This window comes from Sphingomonas sp. UYAg733 (assembly GCF_054057355.1).
The window spans coordinates 330,460-350,980 of the sequence record NZ_JBSRZE010000003.1; the positions used below are offsets into that span (position 1 = coordinate 330,460).

Sequence of the window (20,521 nt, forward strand, 5' to 3'; positions counted from 1 at the left end):
GCCCGCCATCTCCGCGTAACGCGCGCATCGCTAGTGCGACACGATGTCGATATCCTTCCCCATCCGGCGACGCCGGTCGTCGCTGCGCTGGATCCTTGCCGTGATCGGGTTCTTGCTCGTCACGCTTGCGGTGGTCGCTTGGGCAGCCGGGTTCTTCGACAATGATCCTGATCGTTTCTTCGCCAGCCCGGGCAATGGCCGCGTACCGGTCGCCGCGCTGTATATGTCGGGCGATATGGGATTGCGCTTCGGCATGGGCGCCAGCGTGGCGCATGCGCTGGCCGAGAGTCATGTGCCGGTGCTCGGCATCAATTCGCCGAGCATCTTCGCCACCCACCGCACCGCCGCCGATGTCGATGCGATCGTCGCCAAATCGGTGCGCGATACGATGACGCGCACCGGCGCCGATCGGGTCATTCTGATCGGCCAATCGTTCGGATCCGACATATTGGGCATCGGCGCGGCATCGCTACCGCCCGAGTTGCGCAGCCATATCGCGGCGATCGTGCTCGTCGTCCCCGGCCAGGGCGTCTATTTCCGCGCCGACCCGACCGGCTTCGCCTATCGTGGCACGCCCGATGCCGATCCGGTCGCGGCGGCGAAGAGCATCGCGTGGGCGCCATTGTTCTGCATCCACGGCGAGCAAGAAACCGACAGTCTGTGCCCCAGCCTGAAGGGCGGCCATGCCCAGGTCATCGCGCTACCTGGCGGCCATTTCCTCCACCGCGACGAACAGCGGCTGATCACCACGATCTTCGCCGCGCTCCGCCCCTATGTCCCGCAGATCCCCCATGTCTCGCAGATCCCCCATGTCACGCAGATCCCCCATGTCTCGCAGATCAGGGAACTGCCGCAATGACCCGTCCCGGCCGCCTCGCACTGTCGCTCGCGGCACTCCTCGCTCCGCTCATCGCCCTGCCCGTCATCGCCAAGCCCGTCGCTGTGCCCGCGCCGCCGCCGATCATCGGCCTGTGGCACAATCCCATGGGCACGATCCAGGTCCGCACCATGAACTGCAATGGCGAGCTGTGCGGGACGATCGCTCATGCCACGCCCGCGGCGGAACAGGATGCGCGCGAGTCCGGCGTGACCGAGCTGATCGGCGTGCAATTGCTCTCCGGCTATCGCGAAACCGCGCCGGGCAAATGGTCTGGCATCGTGTTCGTGCCCGACATGGGCCGCCGCTTCTCTTCACGGATCATCCAGACATCGCCCGACACGCTCAAAATATCGGGCTGCCTGATCGGAGGATGGTTTTGCAAATCGCAGATATGGACGCGCGTCTGATCCGGCGCGACCGCATCGGCGACGCCACCGCCTGGGGCCGGTCGCACCGCCGGCCGCTGATCGCGCTTGCCATATTGGCGGTCGCGCTGCTCGGGTTCGAGGCGCTGCATGCGATCCTGGGCGAAGTGCGGCTGAAGGATGTGCGCGCCGCGCTCCACGAGATTCCGCAGGGGCGCATCGCCGCAGCGATCGCGCTGACCGGCCTGAGCTATTTCGCGCTGACGCTGAGTGAGGCGCTGTCGCTGCGCGCGATCGGCGTGCGGCTGCCCTGGCGCACCGCCGCGCTCGCCTCCTTCACCAGCTATGCGATCAGCCATAATTTCGGCCTGAGCCTGCTCACCGGCGGATCGGCACGCTACCGTGTCTATGCCTCGGCCGGGCTCGACCTGGGCGACGTCGCGCGCGTCGGCCTGCTCTCCTCCGCCGGTTTCTGGGCCGGCCTGTCGGGCATCATCGCGCTGGCGCTGCTGACCGGCAGCGCGCCGCTCGTGATCGGACCGGCATTGTTGCCGATCGTCGGGCAGCGCGTGATCGCCCTCGCCATCGTCGCGCTGATCGTGACGCTGTTCACCGCCCGGCATCGCGGTGTCGAACGTATCGGCATCGGGCGCCTCACCTTGCCGGTGCCGCCGGTGCGCATCATGGCCGCGCAACTCGGCGTCGCCATGCTCGATCTCGCCGCCGCCGCCGCCGCACTGTTCGTGCTGCTGCCGCAATCGGGGCCGCAGAGCTTCGCCTTGTTCTTCCTCGCCTATACGCTCGCGGTAACCGCCTCCGCCGTTTCGCATGTTCCCGGTGGCATCGGCGTGTTCGAACTGGTCATCCTGGCGATCCTGCCCGCCGCAGGGGGCGAGGCGTTCGCCGCTTTGCTGCTTTATCGGCTGATCTATTACGTCCTGCCGCTGATCGTCGCGGCGGCGTTGCTCGCCTCGGTCGAGGGGCATCGGTTGCGCCGCCCGATCTCGCTTGGCCTGTCGCTGGTCGAGCGCACCAGCTATTTCCTCGCGCCGCCGTTGATTGCGCTGCTGGTGTTTATCGGCGGGTTGATCCTGCTCGTGTCCGGAGCGTTGCCCGCGGTGCATTGGCGGATCGACTGGCTCGCCGACGTCGCGCCGCTGCCGTTCGTCGAGGCATCGCACTTCGCCGCGAGCATGGCGGGCACCGCGCTGCTGCTGATCGCGCCGGCGATCAACGCACGGTTGCGCAGCGGTTTCCTCGCCGCGCGGCTGTTCCTCGCCGGTGGCATCGTCTTCTCGCTGCTCAAAGGCGTGGATTATGAGGAGGCCGTGCTGCTCGGCGTGATCGCGGCGCTGCTGCAATATTGCCGCCCGGCCTTTTATCGCCGCGCCGGCATCCTCGACGCGCCGCTGCAGCGCACCTGGCTCGCCGCCGCGGCGATCGCCATCGCGCTCAGCCTGTGGGCCGGTTTCTTCGCGTATAAGCATGTGCCCTACAGCGACGATCTGTGGTGGGCCTTTGCGTGGCGGGGCAATGCGCCGCGCTTCCTGCGCGCCAGCCTGGGTGCGGCGATGTTGCTCGGCGCGGTGGCGGGCTGGCGGCTGCTCTCGGCGCCCGTTCGCCCAGCCGGCGACGACACCTTGCCGCCGGCGGTCGCCGATGCCGCGCTTGCCGCGTCGGAGCGTACCGACGCGGCGCTCGCGTTTACCGGCGACAAGCAGTTCATCGTCTCGGCTTCGGCGGACGCGTTCCTGATGTACCGCGTACATGGCCGCACCTGGGTAGTGATGGGCGACCCGGTCGGGCCGAACGCGGCTTGGTCCGAACTGGTGTGGCGGCTGCGCGGCCTGTGCGACGCCGCGCATGGCCGGTTGTGTTTCTACCAGGCGAGCGACGATCTGTTGCCGCTGCTTATCGAAATGGGGCTGCAAGTGATGAAGTATGGCGAGGAGGCGCATGTCGATCTCGCGGCCTTCACGCTTGACGGCCCCACCGCCAGGACGCTGCGTCACTCGGTGCGCAAAGCCGAAGGCGCCGGGCTTGTCTTCGATATCGTCGCCAGGGCCGCCGTTCCCGGGATCGGGCCACAGTTGCAGCAGGTGTCGGATGCATGGTTGCGCAACAAGGCCGGGGGCGAAAAATGCTTCAGTATCGGCCGCTTCGATGCCGACTATATCAGCCGCTTCGACTGCGCCGTGCTGCGTCATGAGGGCCGGATCGTCGCCTTCGCCAATATCTGGACGACGCGCAGCCGCACCGAGCTGTCGGTCGATTTGATGCGGCATCTGCCCGATACACCTTATGGCGCGATGGACCTGCTGTTCGTGCGGCTGATGCTATGGGGTGAGGCGAACGGCTATGTGCGCTTCAACCTCGGCATGGCGCCGCTGTCGGGGCTGACCGGCCGCCGCCTCGCCCCGCTCTGGTCGCGCATCGGCCATGCGATCTACGGCCATGGCGAGGCGCTGTACGGTTTTTCCGGACTGCGTTCTTTCAAGGCGAAGTTCCGGCCCTACTGGGTTCCACGCTATGTCGCGACTACTCCGGGTCTCGCCGCGCCACGCGCGATGATGGACCTTGTGGCGCTGATCGGTGGATAGCGTCGCGCCGGCAGGTTGACCCAGCGCCTTGACGTCTTCACGCCCCCGCCGTATCAGCCGCGCCTCTGGCACAACGGCCCCTTCGTCTAGCGGTTAGGACGTCGCCCTCTCACGGCGAAAGCACGAGTTCGATTCTCGTAGGGGTCACCAGCGTTTTCAAGCACTTGCCGGGCAAGACGCAGTTGCTGATCGCGAAGTGTCCAAAAGCTCCCGAACCGCACGGAAAACTATCGCAGCGGTCGTTTCTCCAGCTTCCGCGCCAGTGTTCGCCGATGCATGCCCAAACGGCGTGCGGTTTCCGATACGTTGAAGTCGCTCTCGGCGAGCGTCTTGTGGATCCGTTCCCACTCCAGCGTCTTGATCGAGGTCTGCCGCCCGCCGATCGGCGTGTCGACATCGCCGCCGATCTTGCCGAATGCGGCTTCCAGATCGTCGGTATCGGCCGGCTTGGCGAGATAGGATGTCGCACCCAGCTTGATCGCCTGGACCGCCGTCGCGATACTGGCATAGCCGGTCAGGACGACGATCACGGTGTCGGGATCATGGTCGTGCAGCGTCTGGACACAGGCGAGTCCGGAAGCCTGACCGAGTTTCAGATCGACCACCGCATAGTCCGGCGTTTCGGTCGCCAACAGCCGGTTGAGCTCGGCTGGATCGGTGGCAAGCGCGACACGATAGCCGCGCCGTTCGAACGACCGCTGCAGCGTGCGGGCAAAGGCCGCATCGTCCTCGACCAGAAAGAGCAAGGGCTCGTTCGCCATGACCCTAGTCTGTCAATTCGAGTGCGGAGAGCGGTAGGCGCAGCACCACCTCGGCTCCACAACCTCGCCGGTTGCGCGCCTGCATTGTGCCGCCGAGCTTGCGCATCACATTGGCGACGAGGAACAGGCCGAGCCCGGCGCCGGCGGTCCCCTTTGTTGAATTATAGGGCGTCCCGATCGCGTCGAGCGTCGCCACGGCAAAACCGGCGCCGCGATCGGCAACGGTGACAGTGAGGATATCGCCGTCGCGCGCCAGGTCGATGCGGATTTCATCGGACGAGGTCTCCGCGGCGTTATCGAGCAGGTTGAAGACCATTTGCTGAAGGACGGTGTCGGAGACGATCGGCACATCGGCCCCGAAGGCGTCGTCATAGTGTAGCTCGGTGAAACCTCGCGCGGCCTGCCAGTCGGCAACGACCCGGCCGAAAAAGGCGCGCACGCTGGTGACGGTCGATGCTTCGCCGCGCGCCTCGCCCGCAGCGAGCAGGATGCCGGTCACGATCGCCTTGCAGCGCTGCACCTCGGCCTGCATCTCGCCGAGTTCATGGGCAAGGTCGGGATCACCGGCGATGCCCGGTGCCCTGCGCCAGTCACCGAGGATCACCGACAGTGAGGAGAGCGGCGTGCCAAGCTCATGCGCCGCGCCCGAAGCAAGCAGGCCGATGCGGACGATATGATCCTCCTCCGCCGCCTGACGCTGCATCGCGGCGAGATGCGCGTCTCGAGCGCGCAAATTGCGATTGATGCGCGTGACGAACATTACGAGCAGCACCGCGACCAGCGCGAAGCAGACCCACATGCCCTGGACATGGAGCTGGAAGAGCGAGGTGCGATAATCGTCCGGCAGGACGATCGGGCGGTAGATTATTGTGAGCAGCGCGAAGGCGATGCTGGTCACCACCACCACGACCCAGGTCGATCCTTGCTTGAGCAGCACCGAACCGAGCACGACCTGAAGCAGGAACAGCGACACAAACGGATTGGTCGCGCCGCCGCTGAAATAGAGCTGCACCGACAGACACAGCACGTCGAGCAGCAACGCGGCGAGCAATGCGCGATTGTCGATCGGCCGCCCGGAGCTAAGCCACAACATGCTGATAGTGTTGAGCAGCGCGAGTCCGGCAAGCACGGCGAGCATCGGCACGATCGGCAGCGCGATACCAAAGGCGTAATGGGTCAGCAGGATCGTTACGCACTGGCCGGCGATCGCCAGCCAGCGCAATTGCACCAGTTGCAACATGTTCTGCGACGCGGTGGCATCAGTCGGGGCGAGTGAGCGCGGAGCGACCAGCGCGGTCATCGCGGCACCGCGCGGTGTTCCGCGCGCAGCAAGATGACAAGGGCGCCGGCGACCATCATCGCCAGGATATACCATGTGATCGCGTAAACGAGATGATTGTTCGGAAAGGCGATCACCGTGAGCCCGCCGATCGGGCCGCCGGGCGGTGCCGACGCCGCATCCAGATCGACGAAATAAGGCGCAACGCTCCCCAGCCCGCGCGCCGCGGCGACGGCGGCGACGTCGCGCGAATACCAGGCGTCGCGCGCGGGATCATTCGAGCGCATGAAACCACCGCCCGGCTCGGTGATGCGCAGCAGGCCGGTCAGAATGACAGGACCGGATTGTGGCGGGGGAACGACGCGCGTCGGCACGAAGCCCCGATTGACCAGCACGACGAACCCCTGCCGGGTCAGCAACGGCGCCATCACCCACCAGCCGGCACCGCGCTCCGTGGCCGCCTGGACCAGCGTCGGCGAGATCAGGAGAAAATCGCCTGCGAGCCGCACGCGCAGATACTGCGCGCGCGGTGCATCGATCGCCGGCCAGTCTGCGGAGCCGGGGGCGGCGACGGGCGCGGCGTGGATGCGGGCGTCAACCTGCGCGATCAGGTCGCGTTTCCAGGCCAGCCGCTTCACCTGCCAGGTGCCGAGCGCAACCAGCATGGCGACGAGCAGCAGTGCCACCAGCCCCGCGACGACAGCGCGGGCGGAAACGGTGCGCGCCGGCGTCACTACATAGGGTCCATGGCCTGCGGCATCGGCGTCATATTGGCGTTCATATGGTACATCACCCAGAGCGACCCGCTCAGCGCGATGCCGACGATCACCACGGTGAACAGCAGCGCCATCATCGACCAGCCGCCCTCTGCCCGCCGGTTCATGTGCAGGAAGAAGATCATGTGCACGACCATCTGCACCGCGGCGAAAGCCATGATGATCAGCGCGATTACTGGTTTCGAAAACGGTGTCGTCATGACCAGCCAGAACGGGATCGCGGTCAGGATCGCGGCGAGCACGAAGCCGATCACATAGCCCTTGCGCGTGCCATGGCTTTCCTCGTCATCATGGCCGTGCGCGTCGGCATGACCCAGACCATGAGCAGGGGGAACATTGGCGGAGGCGCTCATCGCAGCATTCCCATCAGATAGACGAAGGTGAAGACGCCGATCCAGATGACGTCGAGAAAATGCCAGAACAGGCTGAGGCACATCAGCCGACGACGATTGGCGGGGATCAGCCCCTTCAACTGGACCTGCACCATCAGCGTCACCAGCCAGATCAGGCCAAAGGTGACGTGCAGGCCATGCGTGCCGACCAAAGTGAAGAAGGACGACAGGAAAGCGCTGCGCTGCGGCCCTGCGCCTTCATGGATGAGATGCGCGAATTCGTACAACTCGATGCCCAGGAACGCGAGACCGAACAGGCCGGTCACCGCCAGCCAGCCTTGCGTCCCCCTCACCTTGCCCTCGGTCATCGCCAGCATCGCGAAGCCATAGGTGATCGAGGAAAAGAGCAGCATCGTGGTGTTGAGCGCGACCAGAGGCAGGTCGAACAGTTCGCGCGGGCCCGGCCCACCGGCATAGCTTGCGCCGAGCACGCCGTACGTCGCGAACAACATCGCGAAGATCAGACAGTCGCTCATCAGATAGATCCAGAAGCCGAGCATTGTGCTCGAACCCTCCGGATGATCATGTTCATCGACCAGGTAGAAGACGTCGTCCGCGGCCATGTCGATCGCGCCAGTGCTCACGGTCGCGCTCATGCCGCCGCTCCCGCCGCGAGCAATCGCGTGCGCTTGTCTTCGATCGCGATGACCTCCTCCGCCGGGATGTGGAAATCGCGGCGATAGTTGAAGGTGTGGCCGATCGCGACGACCAGGATCGCCACGAAGCTGAGCGCCGCCAGCCACCATACATACCAGATCATGCCGACCGAGAACGCCATACTTAGCGCGGCGATGATCACGCCGGTGCCGGTGTTGCTCGGCATGTGGATCGCCTTGAACCCTTGGGTCGGGCGCTGATAGCCGCGCTGCTTCATGTCCGCCCAGGCATCGCCATTATGCACCACGGGCGAGAAAGCGAAATTATAGTCGGGCGGTGGCGAGGACGTCGCCCATTCGAGCGTGCGACCGTTCCACGGATCGCCGCTATCGTCGCGCAGTTTTTCCCGGTCGCGGATGCTGACATAGAATTGCACCAGCATCGCGCCGATGCCGATCGCGACCAGCACCGCCCCGAACGCGGCGATGCCGAACCAGATCTGCAAGCTCGGATCCTCGAAGGTGCGCAGGCGGCGCGTCACGCCCATCAGGCCGAGGATGTAGAGCGGCATGAAGGCGAAATAGAAACCGAGCACCCAGAACCAGAAGGACATTTTCCCCCAGAATTCGTTGAGCCGGAAACCGAATGCCTTGGGGAACCAGTAATTGATTCCGGCGAACAGCCCGAACAGCACGCCGCCGATGATCACATTGTGGAAATGCGCGACGAGGAACAGCGAATTGTGCAGTACGAAATCGGCCGGTGGCACGGCGAGGAGAACGCCGGTCATACCGCCGATCACGAAGGTTATCATGAACGCGATCGTCCACATCATCGGCAGCTCGAAACGGATGCGCCCGCGGTACATGGTGAACAGCCAGTTGAAGATCTTCGCGCCGGTGGGAATCGAGATCACCATCGTCGTGATGCCGAAGAAGGAATTGACGTTGGCGCCCGACCCCATGGTGAAGAAATGGTGCAGCCAAACGACGTAGGCGAGCAAGGTGATGACCGCCGTCGCATAGACCATCGAGGTGTAGCCGAAGAGCCGCTTGCCCGAGAAGGTCGAGGTCACTTCGCTGAAGATGCCAAAGGCGGGCAGGATCAGGATGTAGACTTCCGGATGGCCCCAGATCCAGATCAGGTTAACATACATCATCGGGTTGCCACCAAGCGTGTTGGTGAAGAAGGCCGTGTCGGCATAGCGGTCGAGCGACAGCAGCCCGAGCACCGCAGTCAGCACCGGAAAGGCGGCGACGATCAGGATGTTGGTGCACAGCGCGGTCCAGCAGAAGATCGGCATGCGCATCATGGTCATGCCCGGCGCACGCATCTTGACGATGGTCGCGATCAGGTTGACGCCCGACAACAAGGTCCCGACGCCGGCGATCTGCAACGACCAGATATAATAATCGACCCCGACCCCGGGACTGTAGCTGATCCCCGACAAGGGCGGCATGGCGAGCCAGCCGGTCTGCGCGAATTCGCCGACAAACAGGCTCATCATCACCGTAATCGCGCCGGCCGCGGTCATCCAGAAGCTGAAATTGTTGAGGAACGGGAAGGACACGTCGCGCGCGCCGATCTGCAGCGGCACGACATAGTTCATCAACCCGGTGACCAGCGGCATCGCCACGAAGAAGATCATGATCACCCCGTGCGCGGTGAAGATCTGATCATAATGATGCGCGTTGAGATATCCCTCGGACCCGTTGAACGCCATCACCTGCTGCAACCGCATCATCACGGCATCGGCAAAGCCGCGCAGCAGCATGACCAGGCCGAGGATCATGTACATGATACCGATGCGCTTGTGATCGACGGTGGTGAACCATTCGCGCCACAAATAGCCCCAGAGTTTGAACCAGGTCAGCGCACCGAGCAACGCGACGCCGCCCAGCGCGACGCCGGCAAAGGTCGCCATGACGATCGGTTCGTGCAGCGGCAGCGATTCCAGCGTGAAGCGGCCGAAGATCGGGCTGACGGAAAGCGGTGAGATCTGCATTGGAATGGCCATTTAGAGGGCAGGCTGCTTGGGCGGCGTCGCGTCCGACGGCGCGCCGTGCGAGCGATGATCGACATGTGCTGGGTCGACCGGGGGCGGACTGCCGGGGGCGGCGGTGGTCAGCGGGGATTCGGGCTGCTTCGATGGTGCAGCCATATGGTCCATCCCCGCCATGCCCGCGTCCTTCCTCATGATGTCGGCCATGCACGGCGTGCCGGGCTGGACGCATTGCCCGACCGCCGCGTCGAACAGGCCCGGCGCGACGCTGGCGAAGCGCATCACCGGCACCTTCTCGGTCGGCTTTTCGAGTTGCAGGTAACGCGCACGGGTGAGATCACCGCCGGCCGCCTTGTTGCGCGCGACCCACGCCGCGAAGTCCTGATCGGTCAGCCCATGAAAGCGGAAGCGCATGCCGGAAAAGCCCGCGCCGCTATAGTTTGACGAGAAGCCCTCATAGTCGCCGGCCTTGTTGATCACGGCGTGGAGCTTCGTCTCCATCGACGGCATGGTGTAGATCATGCCGGCAAGCGTCGGCACGTAGAACGCGTTCATCACCGAGGAGGAGGTGAGCCGGAACATGATCGGTCGATCGACCGGCGCGGCAAGTTCATTGACCGTCGCAATGCCATATTCGGGATAAATGAAGAGCCATTTCCAATCGAGCGCGACCACTTGCACCTCGAGCGGCTTGACGTTCGGCACGACCTTCCGGCCCGGCGCGATGCGCTCGATCGGACGATAAGGGTCGAGCAAATGGGTGCCGGTCCAGGTCACCGCACCAAGGCAGATGATGATCAACAGCGGTGCCGCCCAGATGACCAGTTCGAGCTGGGTCGAATGGTCCCAGTCGGGCTCGTAGCGCGCATCCTTATTCGACGCGCGGTAACGCCAGGCGAACAGTCCGATCAGCGCGAGCACCGGTATGACGATGAGTAGCATCAATATCGTGGCGATGATCACCAGGTTGCGCTGCTGTACCGCCACATCGCCCATCGGGTTCATCACGACCATATTGCACCCGCCGAGCAACAGGAGCGCGAAGGTCGCGGCGGATGGGCAAATAATGCGAAAAACCTTTGGCATGCTTGCCCGCTACGCCTTTGCGTTGCAGCGCAACATTGGACATTTTGTCCAATCCCCAAGACCATCGAATGAGCGCATAAAGGCGCGTGATCGGCATTCTCCACCCGCCCATCAGCCCGCCGCTCATCAGGAAGCATCGTTCATGACCGCGCACATCGCCCCGACATCCCGGGCCCCGACATCCGGTACGGCCGAACGCGACGCCCGCGCGATCAATGCGCGGCACAGCGATGTCGCGCCGGGCGAGATCGCCATCGGCGTGATCATCGGGCGGACGTCCGAATTCTTCGATTTCTTCGTCTATGCGATCGCCTCGGTGCTGGTCTTCCCCAGCCTGGTCTTTCCCTATGTCGATCGGCTGACCGGCACGGTCTATTCCTTTGCGATCTTCGCGCTCGCCTTTGTCGCGCGACCGGTGGGGTCGCTGGCGTTCCTGTGGATCGACGAGGCGATGGGGCGCGGCACCAAGCTGACCATCGCCCTGTTCCTGCTCGGCGGATCGACCGCTGCGGTCGCCTTCCTGCCCGGCTTTGAGACGATCGGAATCTGGTCGGCGGTGCTGCTCGCCCTGTTTCGTCTCGGCCAGGGCGTTGCGCTGGGCGGGGCATGGGACGGGCTCGCCTCGTTGCTCGCACTGAACGCGCCGGCCAACAAGCGCGGTTGGTACGCGATGATCCCGCAACTCGGCGCGCCGCTCGGCCTGATGGTGGCGAGCGCATTGTTCGCGTTCTTCGTGACGACCCTGTCCAACGCCGACTTCCTCGACTGGGGCTGGCGCTACCCCTTCTTCGTCGCCTTTGCGATCAACGTCGTGGCGTTGTTCGCGCGGCTCCGCATCGTTTCGACACCGGATTACGCCACATTGTTCGCGAGCCGCGAACTGCAGCCCTCACGCGTGATCGATACGGTGCGCGGCGACTGGCGCAACATCGTCATCGGCGCATTCGCACCGCTCGCCAGCTTTGCGTTGTTTCACATGGTCACGGTGTTCCCGCTGTCCTGGGTGTTCCTGTTTACGGACGAGAACCCCGCCCGCTTCTTGGTGATAGAGATCATCGCCGCCGCGTTCGGAGTCGTCGCGGTGGTCGCGTCGGGGGTGATTGCCGACCGGTTCGGGCGCCGCACCGTGCTGGGTGCGTCGGCAGCCGGGATCGCGGCATTCAGCGGCTTCGCACCACAATTGCTCAATGGCGGCGACGCCGGCGAACTGGCGTTCATGATCATCGGCTTCGTGCTGCTCGGCCTCGCCTTCGGCCAGTCATCGGGTTCGGTGACGGGCAATTTCTCCGCCGCGCATCGCTATACCGGCGCTGCGTTGACTTCCGATCTCGCCTGGCTGGTCGGCGCCGGATTCGCGCCGCTCGTAGCGTTGCTGCTAGCGGCCAATTTCGGGCTTCTCGCAGCGGGCGGTTACCTGCTGTCGGGCGCGATCGGCACCCTGGTGGCGCTGGGCATCAACAAGGAGCTGGCCGGACGCTGAACGGCCAGCTCTGGGACCTTGCTGTCATTCGTGTCCGAATCGATAAACGTCGGCTTTCGACAGCAACCGACGTTCGCGCATTGGACCTCGCTACGTCCTTTAACGCGCAAGGCCGGGCCGGTGCACGAACCCGCTGCGCGGGATTGGCGCGTGCGGTGAGGTAGCGGCCAACAATGGGTTCGATTCCCGCTGCTGGACTGCCGGTATCGGTTCGCGGTTAGGCCTATGGTTCAACGGCGGCTCGGCGCCCGCTGCGCTTACGCAAGCCAGCCGCGCAGTCTCTGGGAGCTGTCGTTCGCCCTAGCCCGTCAGGCCGTTTGCGAATGCCTGCCAGGCGGGGGTTACATTGAGGGCGACCCGCAGCACCTGTGTCGCAAGAAAGAAGCCGCCGCCCCAGATCGTTGCGGGATGCAGCTTGCCACGCGACCTCACGTCGTGGATCGCTAGCGCTGCAAGCAGGATGTCGGTCAAAATCATCCCTCCGTGCGCCGGGAGCAGCCCGATATTCGTGAAGCGCGTAATTCGTGCGAGCGGCGTCGTCAGGATGGTCGTCGTTCCCAGCAGCATCAGCCGCTTGTGCCACGCCGACCGCTTGCGCATCGCGATGCCTGCGGCGGCAAGTGATGGGCTGCTGCGATCTGCTTAGTGATGATCGCGGTCACGATGCCGAGAGGGACCATCGCAATGGCCAGTACCACCGCAACCGGACCCACGGTCCGGTGGATCTCGGTACGCCCCGCCGAGACAAGCAAGGTCTGCGCGACATAGAGCAATATCCGAGGCGGTGAAGACGACTCCGTGGACATGGAGCAGAATCGGCAGCGGTCTGGCACCGAACATCGGCGCTAGATAATAGCTTGGGGCAAAACCCACGAACCTCGCTGCGGCGATGACGAGCGCCATGGCCGAGAAGAATCGACGCTCGGTGTCCAGGCTCAAATGTCTGCTCTCCATTAGACTCGCCACACTTAATTCTCCTCAAGTTATGGGGAACGGGTCAGCCGATGTTGAATGTTCCGCCTAAAAAGCCAAAAACCGCGGGTGTTGAATCAATCCCGTATGTCCCACAAGTGGACCGAACTATCGCCACTTGCGTCCGCCAAACAGTGGTTATGACTTCCCACGCTGCACCGCGACGATAACGGTAAAAGGTCAGGGTCGCGCATTCAGGACCTATCGTATCGGCCCCCTGTAGCGACGCAATCCGGGCGTCGCAGCCGCGGCAGAGCCATCGCGGACCGTCGCTGCTTCCGGCGTAAGCGCCACGGAACGGGGCAGTGCCTCCAGCACCTGCTTCGCGGTGGCGCGATCCGCCACACTGACGCTGAGCAAGCGGGGGTTGCCCGCGTTGATGAACAGGAGGTAGGTCCTACCGAACCGCTCGCGAAGGTCGATATGTTCGATGCTCGCAAAAGTCAGCCGGCTTTCCCGGAACAGTTTGAAGTGGATGCCGTCCAGCGCGATCGCGAAGCGGGGGTTCATGCTGTTCTGCGATGTGCCGCCCAGAAGACCGGCATGGCGCAAGTAGAGCGCACGCACCGGCACGGTCGTCACCTCGTCCGATGTGATCACGGGCGGGGCAGGAGGCGAACCGGCCACCCGCCCCCGGCGGAGGAACAGAATGATGCCGATGGCCGCGAACAACAATAAGGGCAGCGCCGTCGCTGCGACCTGGACGATGATCGGGCTCGAGGTCGCAATCACGGCCCCGCTCATGACCATGCCGCCTCGGCTTCCACCAGCAGCATCCGGGCGAGCACAGCGCGCGCCTCTGGCGTGTTCGCGACGGGTTCAAGCCGGGGCGAGGTGCGAAACACGCCGATCGATGTCCGGATCGCGAAGATCATGACGCAGCCCTCAACCACATCGACTTCGAGAGGCGCCACCGCCGAGGGGCCGGGAGCGCCTGGAATATCCGCGAAGAGGTGGTGCGTACCCTCCGGCAACGCCGTGATGGTAAAGCGCTTCGGCAACAGCTGGGCGATCACCTTGGCATCGACGAACATGTCGAAGCCAATCGAAGGTGCGCCATTTTTCCTGTCGCGCATCACCGCGATCCAGCCATGCCCCGGCGTGGGCGGAAACGCGAGCATCTCCGCCTTTCGCGCGTCGTTCGCGACCAGCACCCGGCGATTACCCGCCAGCGCGTTGAGGGAGGCGAACAGACCGGAGAAGACGACCATCGGCAAAACGAATTTGGTGGCGCCTAAATGAAGGCCGACGACGCTCTGCTCGGCAAACAGCAGTGCCGCGAATAGCGTTCCCGCGACGGCGGCGGCCACAAGCGGGTTGCGGATGGACTTGCTCATCATATCGTCCGGATATCCTGAGGGCATTGCCGGATCGCCGCCCCTCCCGTCGGGGAAGGGCGGCGTCCGAGGCTCGTCATAGGCCGAAGGTGAGGCCGATCCGTCCCGCGCTCGATCCGCGCACGGTCGAGCCGCCAAAGCCGGCCTGGACATAGACCTTGTTCGACACCCGCCCGACGATCGAGCCCGAATAGGCCTGTTCGCTGCGATAGGTCGCGAGGTTGAACGAGAAAGACAGTTTGCTGTCGGGCACGATCATCGTACCGCCGAGCGCGACCGCGGCGGCGATGCCGCCATTGGCGCGGCGGATATCCTGGTGGAGCCCGGCCACATCAGTGCGCAACCCGCCGACCTGATCCTGCAGCGTGCTGATCTGCTGCGATTGCTGGGAGTTGACCGATTCGATCGCGGTCATTCGAGCGTCCTGGCCAACATTCACCGTATCGATGGAAGACAGGTGACTGTCCTGCGCCGCGTCACGGATATCGATTGCGGTCAGGTGGACGTCCTGCGTGGCGTTCCGGGTGTCGATCGCGGTGAGGTGGGTTTCTTGCTGAGTATTGACGGTTTCCACGGCGGCGATTCTGGTTTCGTGGTTCGCAACCTGCGTACCCAGCGCGGCGACACCCGATTGCACGGACTGGACCGTGCTGTCCACATAATCCCTGTTTGCAGCATCCGTGCCCGCCGTCGGCGCGCCTACATTCTGGATGCGGTTGCCACCTGCGTCGATGGTCGCGCCGCTGGCTACGACAAGGCCATTGGTCGCGGTGATGCTGTGCGCCGTCAAGCTGCCGCCGACGGTTACGGTAGTGTCGAAAGTCGCCGCGCCAGGCACGTGCAGCGCGGCAATGGTGGCGGAATTCGCATAGAAAGTGTCGGATGACAGTGCACCGGAAAAGCTTCCATTCCCGGTGACGTGCAGCGCGCTTGTGTTCAGGTTGTTGGTCGAAATCGTCCCCGAGTTGACGATGCTGCCTGAATTGAGCTGGTTTACGGTTGTGTAGCCTGCGAGATTCACCTGGCCATTGAACTGTACGCCGCCATTGAAGATCGCGCTACCGCCGAATGTCGCGCTGCCGTCATCGGTTAGGGTAGTGGGTGCCGCATCGGGCCCGAAGCGAAGCCCGTGCAGATTTCGATCCTGAAAGGGCGGTGCCGGACAGTCATTGGCTAGCGTGATTGTCAGTTGAGCGTCGTCACCGAGACAAATGCGGGAGCTGCCGCCGATAAAATCCCCCTGCACTTGCGCCGCTGCCGGCGCAGCGAAAAGACTTAATGCCGAGACCGACAGCGCAGCAGACGCAAGGCGACGCAGGAACCGAAGGGCTTGGATCGAACTAAAAAGAGATTGCGTCATAGAAAATCCTCCTCGTGAGCTGGGATTGCAATCGTCGACATTGACAATGCAGAATTGGCCGTTGGCCCGGGTACAGGTGGTGTTCTGGTCGTTCACTATGGCGATCAGCCGCTCGGCTGAATGACCCTCGGCTATCTGATCGGACAGATTCACGAATGCGCGTTGGACCTCTCGGAATCGAATGAGGCGATTGGGCAGATCAGGCTGGCGCTTTGCCCGCCCGAATGGCGACCACGGTGGTGGAGTGGTGCGGAAAAACGGCATGCGCACTTCAGAATGCCAGCCGCACGCCGACCGTGCCGCCATTGTCCTGCCAGGTTGACCCAAACTGGCCGCGCCAAGTGACGAAGCCAGTCCAGAGCCCCTGATGGACCGTCAGGCTGGCACCCGCGGTCAGGCTGCCGCTGGGCAGGTCGATGCGGTTGCCCTCGAACAGTGTTCCGTCGGCGGCGACCAGCGTGACCGGTGCGCCCGACGCCGCCCGGCTGTAGCGATAACCAATCCGAGCATCGGGGATGATCTGCAAACCGTCCGGCCGCGTGATCGTGTAAGACCAGCCGATCTGGGCAAAGGGCGAGGCGAAAGTTCGCGCCGTTGCCCGGCCGGCAATCAGGAAGGAGCCGGGCACGCTACCGGCCTCGGCAAAACCATCGGCGCGCAGACGAGAGACGACAACACCGGCCTCCGGGGTGATCGTCGCGCCGGCCAGTTGAAACGGAGCCGCGGCCTGAACCCCGCCCAGCCACTCGCTGATCTGCCGTCTGGTATGCGCCCGGCCGATGCCCGTCTCTCGGTCGGTATCGATCCAGCCATGGGCATAGCTGGCCACCGCCGACAGGCCGACCGGGCCGATCGACTGCGAGGCATAGATGTTGACGCGCAGGGTGTCGCTCTGGCCATCGCCGCCGGCTGCGTCGCTCAGCTTCTGCCGGCCATAGCCCAGCGCAACGCCGAGGCGCCCACCCGAGCCCAGCGTGACATCGCCGCCAGCCTCGATGGTGAGGTCGTGCGACGAAAAGGGCAGCAACGTGCGAGAGCCACCCGACGAGAGTGACCGCCCGCCCAGATCAAGCCATATCCGGGCCCTTGGGCCTGAGGCCATCCCCAGATTGTACGCGGTGTGGCCGCCGCCATCCGCTTCGGTCCGGGAGAGAAGCGCGATGACATCCTGCTCGTTAGCGGCGGCAAAGGCAAAGCCCTGCGCGCTGAAGATCCGCGCGTCGGCCGGCGCGACGATAACCGGCGTTGGTGTCGGGGTGGGAGTAGGCGTGGGTGCCGGGGTCGGAGTGGGTGTGGGTGTGGGGGTTGGTGTTGGTGTTGGTGTTGGTGTTGGAGTAGGCGTTGGCGTTGGCGTTGGCGTTGGCGTTGGCGTTGGCGTTGGAGTAGGCGTTGGCGTTGGCGTTGGAGTAGGCGTGCCCAGCACCAACTGCGCGTCGGTGCCGGTGTAGCCGACGCTTACGTCGAAGCCGCTGGGGGCGCTGGTTCCCGAGGCATTCGCCACGGTGGCAAAGGTTCCGGAAAGCGCAGCGGCCGAATGCACGAAGCTGCGCGTGCCGGCGCTGTAAGTGCCCGGCGCCCAGGCAAAAGTCACCGTGCCGGCCAGGCTGGCATTGCCGGTCGCCGACACCAGGTCGATCGCGGCTGGCGAGACCCCGATCACCAGATTTCCGGTCGAAGCCTGGGTAAAGCGGCCCGGGACAAACAGCCGACTGCCGGCATGGTTGCCGTTACTCAGATCGAGCGTACCGGCGTTGTTGAAGGAAACATCACCGAGGGTCGCGTTAATGTTATTGCCCGCGCGCAGCATCGAGGTGGAATCGATGGTGACGTTGCTGATCTGGGTCACGGAGCCAGAGTTAGCCAGCGTCCAGTCGGTATTATTGATGAAGTTGAGCGCACGGAACCCGGTTATCTCGCCGAATTTCCCACCGTGGTAGGTGATGCCATTCAGGTTCAGAATATCGACTTGCGCCAATTGCGCCAAACTGCTCCTGACGTACGTCACATTCTCGAGGTTCGCCTCCGAAATGCCGACGATATTGACCGTGCTGGCATGTGAACTGCTGCCATCATCGCCAACCTGGATGCCGCCGTTAAGGGTGCCGCCCGACCAGGTCACCACATCGCCGCCGAGGATTGTCACGTTGCCCGTGATGGCGCCGCCCTGAAGAAGGGTCGTGCCGCCGCGGTTGATGAAAATTGCGCTGGAACCCGTGGCCGCGCCGTTGATCGTTCCGGTATTCGTGAAGGTGACATCCTGGTTCGCGACCGCGATCCCGCGATCGAGCGTGACACCGCCATTTATCGTGCCGGCATTGGTGAAGGTCACGCTCCTACCCACAGCGGGCGCGGACCCGGAGGCATAAACATCGCCGTTGATGGTGCCGCTCGCACCGACCTTGATGCTGATGCCGTTGTTCGTATTCACATTGAGCGCCTGCTCGTCCATGTCGGCGCTCACTTTGCCATCGATGATGACAGAAACGTCGCCGACGCCCCCGGCGAGAATCCCCTGATGCGCATTGACGACACCGGTGCTCGTCAGGTTGATCGTTATGTTCTGGCTGTTGTTCCCCGCCACGATGCCCCAATACCCCCTGGCCTGTAGGGAGCTGGTTATATCCGTCACCGTGCCGCCGACGGTGATGTTGACGTTTCCGGCATTGGCGGCGCTGGACATCTGCGACACGGCTAGAACGGTGCCCTGGATGCCGTTGGTCAGAGTGCCGTTCGCCACCACGGTGATGTCGCCTGCGGATTGGGAGAGCACATACACAGCGCCGTTGCTGCCGCTGACTTTCGCGCCCGCGTTGATCGTCAGCTTCTGGGTAGTCGGGCCGCCGCTCCCGGGCATGTAGATGCCGTAGCCGTTCTGGCCGGTGATAGTGCCATTGGCGGTCACGCTGATCGCGCCGGTGCCGGCGGTGCTCCCGAACCTGACGCCGTTGGCGGCACCGATGATCGATGAGGTGGCATCGTCGGCAAAGCTGCCAATAGCGTCGACGTCGATGGCATCGCCGCTGGTTGTCTTGAGTGAAAAGCCGGGATCAGCGGTAATCACCACGGGTGGTGAATTCCCGCCGGCGTTGATGTTCTGGGTGGTGGTCACCGTGCCGGCTGGCGAAATGCAGGTATAGATGTTGCTGCCTGGCGATTGCGGGACGCAACCCTGCGCAGCGCCCCAGGCCGATCCCGACCACATGGCCGTGCAGAATATGGCTGACGCACAAAGCAACGTGCGCCGATGGCGCATAGAGAAATTGGTCATGTGTCCCCCTTGGACCTTGGAAATTGCAGAGACCGGCGGGAAAGCTTGCCCTGCCGCGCGCAACGCTGGCGATCGCGAGGCACCCGTCTGCTGCCGGCAGCCGGTTAGCTGGCGTTATGCGTTGCAGCGTCTGCCCAATGGATGATTCTGCTGGCGATCCTGAAAAAGCCACCAGTCGGCTCGCAGGGGATTGTGCAGGCGCAGCAACTTGTCTTCGTGCTGTTGCCCGAGATACATCTCTGTCATCTCTGTTCCCTTCGTCCTGGATCTAACAAAATGTTGTCGTCGTCGAACTCGACAGGCCCGCCGCAACATCCAGCACCTTCATGCCCGGCCCTACGTCCGCCATGTCGAGCATTGCGGCCGTCGCATCACCGAGCCAGGCACGAATTTGCGGTGCCTGTTCATTCCAGCCGTCAGCCGCCGCGTCCCATTGGGATCGTGCCGAATTTTTGTCGGGTTCTGACAACGCCGGTGACGCCATCTTCTGTCTTCGCCAATGTTGTGGATGGCCCGGCTCGAGCGCGTGCTAGAAGGAGAAGCGGACCCCGAGATCGACATTGTGACCGTGGATATTGGTCTGGAAATCCTGCCCGCGCGTATCTTCGCCGTGCAGTGTCCCGGCGCTGATGTACCGGTATTGCGCAGTGACAGCGAAACGCGCGGACAGCGGCACGGCCATTCCCACCATCGCCTGCCACGCGACTCCGTTGACGTGATCGTCGATCAATTGAGTAGGCTCGGTCGGCGGGCCGAACGGTCTGGACGCCTTGGTCGTGACGTGAACGGTCGCGTAGCCGACGCCAGCACCGAAATAAGGCTGCACGCCGATGCCCTTGAGCGGCACATCGAAATACGCGTTGGCCATGAACCGAGTCACCGTGTCTCCGCCGGTCTGCGGGAGGTCATTGCTGATCGGCGCGGTAACGACGTAGCGCTTTGCGTCTGTGTGCGTGCGCCCGACCTCCGCCTCAATCCGCACGGGCCCGAAACGGTGCCCGATTGCGGCCTGTCCACCCCAGCCGGTATCTTCGAGGACGTTCGTGATGTATAAGGTCGCACCGGGTGTGGGGGCGTTGTGAATGATCGAATCCGGATCATCGAGCACCGATATTGTCGCCGCGCCCGAGACATACCAATCCTGCGCCATCGCTGGCGTGGAAGCCGCGCCCGCAACTAATGCAGCCGTCAAAAGAATGGCATATTTTCTACCGCTACGCATCGATACCTCCAAGCTACCTTCACATCGTTCGCGATGCTCTTCCAAGAACAATGAATACAGGGCGGTAATACTGTGGGAAGCCGGCTAGGCTGATGAAAACCTGATGCGAAGCTTATGAAATGCTGACGAAGGCGCGAGACGCGA

The 20,521-nt window shown here is 63.8% G+C and carries 18 protein-coding genes and 1 tRNA gene; 5 read left to right on the plus strand and 14 right to left on the minus strand.

Annotated elements, in window-relative coordinates; translation table 11 throughout:
- The first annotated feature begins 43 nt into the window (after nucleotides 1–43).
- The 4 genes from ACVWZA_RS08965 to ACVWZA_RS08980 all read left to right on the plus strand — a co-directional run bounded on the left by ACVWZA_RS08965 (nucleotide 44) and on the right by ACVWZA_RS08980 (nucleotide 3,995).
- Nucleotides 44–859, plus strand: coding sequence for an AcvB/VirJ family lysyl-phosphatidylglycerol hydrolase (locus ACVWZA_RS08965; protein WP_457310844.1), 816 nt, complete (start codon nucleotides 44–46; stop codon nucleotides 857–859).
- Nucleotides 856–1,287: a DUF2147 domain-containing protein gene (locus ACVWZA_RS08970; RefSeq protein WP_457310845.1), complete on the plus strand. Its 432-nt coding sequence runs from the start codon at nucleotides 856–858 to the stop codon at nucleotides 1,285–1,287. The genes ACVWZA_RS08965 and ACVWZA_RS08970 overlap by 4 nt, the downstream gene beginning before the upstream one ends.
- Nucleotides 1,272–3,845, plus strand: coding sequence for a bifunctional lysylphosphatidylglycerol flippase/synthetase MprF (gene mprF, locus ACVWZA_RS08975; protein WP_457310846.1), 2,574 nt, complete (start codon nucleotides 1,272–1,274; stop codon nucleotides 3,843–3,845). Before ACVWZA_RS08970 ends, mprF begins: the two co-directional genes overlap by 16 nt.
- Before the next feature lie 75 nt (nucleotides 3,846–3,920).
- Nucleotides 3,921–3,995 (plus strand) — tRNA-Glu (locus ACVWZA_RS08980).
- A 77-nt stretch (nucleotides 3,996–4,072) separates the two neighbouring features.
- Here the strand turns inward: ACVWZA_RS08980 and ACVWZA_RS08985 are convergent.
- The 7 genes from ACVWZA_RS08985 to cyoA form a co-directional block, all read right to left on the minus strand.
- Nucleotides 4,073–4,606 carry a response regulator transcription factor gene (locus ACVWZA_RS08985; protein WP_457310847.1) on the minus strand — a complete coding sequence of 178 codons (534 nt, stop codon included), beginning with the start codon at nucleotides 4,604–4,606 and terminating at the stop codon, nucleotides 4,073–4,075.
- Between the two features lie 4 nt (nucleotides 4,607–4,610).
- Nucleotides 4,611–5,906, minus strand: a complete 1,296-nt coding sequence (locus tag ACVWZA_RS08990; protein WP_457310848.1) for an ATP-binding protein — start codon at nucleotides 5,904–5,906, stop codon at nucleotides 4,611–4,613.
- Nucleotides 5,903–6,550 (minus strand): SURF1 family protein, encoded by a 648-nt coding sequence (locus ACVWZA_RS08995; RefSeq protein ID WP_457310876.1) that lies wholly within the window; start codon nucleotides 6,548–6,550, stop codon nucleotides 5,903–5,905. Before ACVWZA_RS08995 ends, ACVWZA_RS08990 begins: the two co-directional genes overlap by 4 nt.
- A 68-nt stretch (nucleotides 6,551–6,618) precedes the next feature.
- Nucleotides 6,619–7,014, minus strand: a complete 396-nt coding sequence (cyoD, locus tag ACVWZA_RS09000) for a cytochrome o ubiquinol oxidase subunit IV (RefSeq protein ID WP_457310849.1) — start codon at nucleotides 7,012–7,014, stop codon at nucleotides 6,619–6,621.
- Nucleotides 7,011–7,616 (minus strand): cytochrome o ubiquinol oxidase subunit III, encoded by a 606-nt coding sequence (cyoC, locus tag ACVWZA_RS09005; RefSeq protein ID WP_457310877.1) that lies wholly within the window; start codon nucleotides 7,614–7,616, stop codon nucleotides 7,011–7,013. Before cyoC ends, cyoD begins: the two co-directional genes overlap by 4 nt.
- A gap of 29 nt (nucleotides 7,617–7,645) precedes the next feature.
- Nucleotides 7,646–9,655 (minus strand): cytochrome o ubiquinol oxidase subunit I, encoded by a 2,010-nt coding sequence (gene cyoB / locus ACVWZA_RS09010; protein WP_457310850.1) that lies wholly within the window; start codon nucleotides 9,653–9,655, stop codon nucleotides 7,646–7,648.
- A gap of 12 nt (nucleotides 9,656–9,667) precedes the next feature.
- Nucleotides 9,668–10,738, minus strand: coding sequence for a ubiquinol oxidase subunit II (gene cyoA / locus ACVWZA_RS09015; protein WP_457310851.1), 1,071 nt, complete (start codon nucleotides 10,736–10,738; stop codon nucleotides 9,668–9,670).
- 142 nt (nucleotides 10,739–10,880) lie between these two features.
- Here cyoA and ACVWZA_RS09020 point away from each other — a divergent pair, with 142 nt between their 5' ends.
- Nucleotides 10,881–12,218, plus strand: coding sequence for an MFS transporter (locus ACVWZA_RS09020; protein WP_457310852.1), 1,338 nt, complete (start codon nucleotides 10,881–10,883; stop codon nucleotides 12,216–12,218).
- A gap of 300 nt (nucleotides 12,219–12,518) precedes the next feature.
- On the opposite strand, the gene ACVWZA_RS09025 is transcribed toward ACVWZA_RS09020, so the two are convergent.
- The 7 genes from ACVWZA_RS09025 to ACVWZA_RS09055 form a co-directional block, all read right to left on the minus strand.
- On the minus strand, nucleotides 12,519–12,818 hold the full coding sequence (locus ACVWZA_RS09025) for a hypothetical protein (RefSeq protein WP_457310853.1): 300 nt from the start codon (nucleotides 12,816–12,818) through the stop codon (nucleotides 12,519–12,521).
- Between the two features lie 573 nt (nucleotides 12,819–13,391).
- Nucleotides 13,392–13,934 carry a hypothetical protein gene (locus ACVWZA_RS09030; protein WP_457310854.1) on the minus strand — a complete coding sequence of 181 codons (543 nt, stop codon included), beginning with the start codon at nucleotides 13,932–13,934 and terminating at the stop codon, nucleotides 13,392–13,394.
- The gene (locus ACVWZA_RS09035; RefSeq protein ID WP_457310855.1) at nucleotides 13,931–14,500 is read right to left on the minus strand and encodes a hypothetical protein; all 570 of its coding nucleotides are present in this window, start codon (nucleotides 14,498–14,500) and stop codon (nucleotides 13,931–13,933) included. The genes ACVWZA_RS09030 and ACVWZA_RS09035 overlap by 4 nt, the downstream gene beginning before the upstream one ends.
- Before the next feature lie 103 nt (nucleotides 14,501–14,603).
- Nucleotides 14,604–16,040 (minus strand): hypothetical protein, encoded by a 1,437-nt coding sequence (locus ACVWZA_RS09040; protein ID WP_457310856.1) that lies wholly within the window; start codon nucleotides 16,038–16,040, stop codon nucleotides 14,604–14,606.
- Between the two features lie 118 nt (nucleotides 16,041–16,158).
- Nucleotides 16,159–18,996 (minus strand): autotransporter outer membrane beta-barrel domain-containing protein, encoded by a 2,838-nt coding sequence (locus ACVWZA_RS09045; protein ID WP_457310857.1) that lies wholly within the window; start codon nucleotides 18,994–18,996, stop codon nucleotides 16,159–16,161.
- Between the two features lie 427 nt (nucleotides 18,997–19,423).
- Complete coding sequence (locus tag ACVWZA_RS09050; RefSeq protein WP_457310858.1) at nucleotides 19,424–19,639, minus strand: hypothetical protein; 216 nt, start codon at nucleotides 19,637–19,639, stop codon at nucleotides 19,424–19,426.
- Between the two features lie 45 nt (nucleotides 19,640–19,684).
- Complete coding sequence (locus ACVWZA_RS09055; RefSeq protein ID WP_457310859.1) at nucleotides 19,685–20,377, minus strand: outer membrane protein; 693 nt, start codon at nucleotides 20,375–20,377, stop codon at nucleotides 19,685–19,687.
- Nucleotides 20,378–20,521 lie beyond the last annotated feature (144 nt).